Origin of the sequence: Bacillus sp. JJ1503, assembly GCF_036965125.1 — a bacterium.
Taxonomy (GTDB): Bacteria; Bacillota; Bacilli; order Bacillales; family Cytobacillaceae; genus Cytobacillus.
Map to the genome: position 1 here is coordinate 3,764 of NZ_JBALOZ010000202.1, position 1,828 is coordinate 5,591.

At 40.6% G+C, this 1,828-nt stretch carries 2 protein-coding genes; both read left to right on the forward strand.

The window, feature by feature from the left end; genetic code table 11:
• A partial coding sequence (nikC, locus tag V7149_RS15700) for a nickel transporter permease (protein WP_335346550.1) occupies positions 1-774 on the forward strand: 774 nt, incomplete at its 5' end.
• 21 nt (positions 775-795) lie between these two features.
• Positions 796-1,719, forward strand: coding sequence for an ABC transporter permease (locus V7149_RS15705; RefSeq protein ID WP_335346551.1), 924 nt, complete (start codon positions 796-798; stop codon positions 1,717-1,719).
• The last annotated feature ends 109 nt before the right edge of the window (positions 1,720-1,828 follow it).

Sequence of the window (1,828 nt, forward strand, 5' to 3'; positions counted from 1 at the left end):
ATTGTCATTGCCATTGCTTTTATGGCTATTTTTGCACCCCTGCTTGCACCGTATGATCCTGCGGAAATGGCATTGGTCAAAAAATTGCAAGCGCCTTCATCTGAACATTGGCTAGGCACGGATGACAAGGGACGTGATATATTAAGCCGAATATTATTTGGGGCAAGAATTTCATTATCTATAGGAATTTTATCAACTGTCCTCGGTGCGTTTGCCGGAATTCTATTAGGAATTATAGCCGGATATTACGGCAGATGGGTCGATTCATTCATTATGAGAATATGCGATATTTTACTAGCTTTCCCTGGTATTTTGCTAGCGCTAGCCATCATAAGTGTGCTTGGCGCAAGTACAACGAATGTGATTATTGCAGTTGCATTTTTTGCGGTTCCAACATTTGCCCGGATTGTTCGCGGGTCTACTTTGAGTGTAAAAAAGCTAGAGTACATCGATGCTATAAGGGCTATGGGTTCGAGTGATTTTAGAATTATCTTTAAGCATATTCTTCCCAATATTCTTTCTCCAATCATTGTACAAGCTACACTTTATATTGCGTCAGCCATCATTACTGCTAGTTCACTGTCTTTCCTTGGAATGGGGACAAAGCCGCCAACTCCTGAGTGGGGTTTCATGCTTTCACAGGGCCGTTCTTATTTAGCACAGGCTCCGCACGTTACTTTAATTCCGGGATTAGCTATTTTGCTAGTTGTAGTAGGCTTTAACTTATTTGGTGACGGATTACGTGACGCACTTGATCCAAAATCCAAGAAATAATATGAGAGAAGGTGAACGAACATGTTTATATATATTCTTCGAAGAATAATCCAGACAATCCCTGTTATGATCGGGGTTACTCTAGCTGTATTTTTAATGATGCACTTAATTCCAGGGGATCCCGCTCAAATCATGGCTGGAGAGAATGCTAATCCGGAGCAGGTCGAACAGATGCGAGAGAATTTAGGTTTGAACGATCCTTTATATGAGCAATATTTCCGTTATGTTTCAAATGCTGTTCAAGGTGATCTAGGAACATCTATCCGGACGAATCGTGCTGTATCCAATGAAATATTCGATTCACGATTTTGGATTACTGTTCAACTTGCAGTACTTGGTACGATATTAGCTGTTTTAGGGGGGCTAATTGCAGGGATCATTTCCGCTACAAGGAAAGGCTCTTTTGCCGATATTTCTCTTATGCTTGTAGCACTTTTCGGCTTCTCAATGCCAAACTTCTTACTCGGTATTATGTTAATTTATTTCTTTTCCGTCAATCTTGGATTGCTGCCTGTTGTAGGGTGGGGTTCTATTGAACATATGATTTTGCCGGTTATTACGTTAGGAACTGTTGGTGCAGCCATTATTGCCCGAATGACCCGTTCAAGTATGCTTGAAGTTATTGATCAGGATTATATTCGCACAGCCTATGCAAAAGGGGTTAGCGATCGTCTAGTCATTTACAAGCATGCTCTGCGTAATGCTTTAGTTCCTGTTGTTACGGTGGTCGGCCTGCAATTTGGAGGTTTATTAGGGGGAGCAGTTGTAACAGAAACGGTTTTTGCCATTAATGGTTTAGGCCGCTTAATTATCGATTCTATTCGTGCACATGATTTCCCGATGGTACAAGGAACGATTCTTGTATGTGCTGTTCTCTTTGTAATTGTTAATACACTTGTGGATGTTACATACCGTTTCATTAACAAACGGATTGATTTGAACTAAGGCTGGTGAGACCAATGACTAAACAAAAAAGTGAAAAAATTCTTGATATAAGAAATCTCCGTACCTCTTTCTTTACAGATGAAGGAGAAGTAAAAGCGGTTGATGGTGT

What these genes read in the sequence shown, in the direction of transcription:
- V7149_RS15705 (WP_335346551.1), top strand. Translation starts at nt 796, where the DNA reads ATGTTTATATATATTCTTCGAAGAATAATCCAGACAATCCCTGTTATG.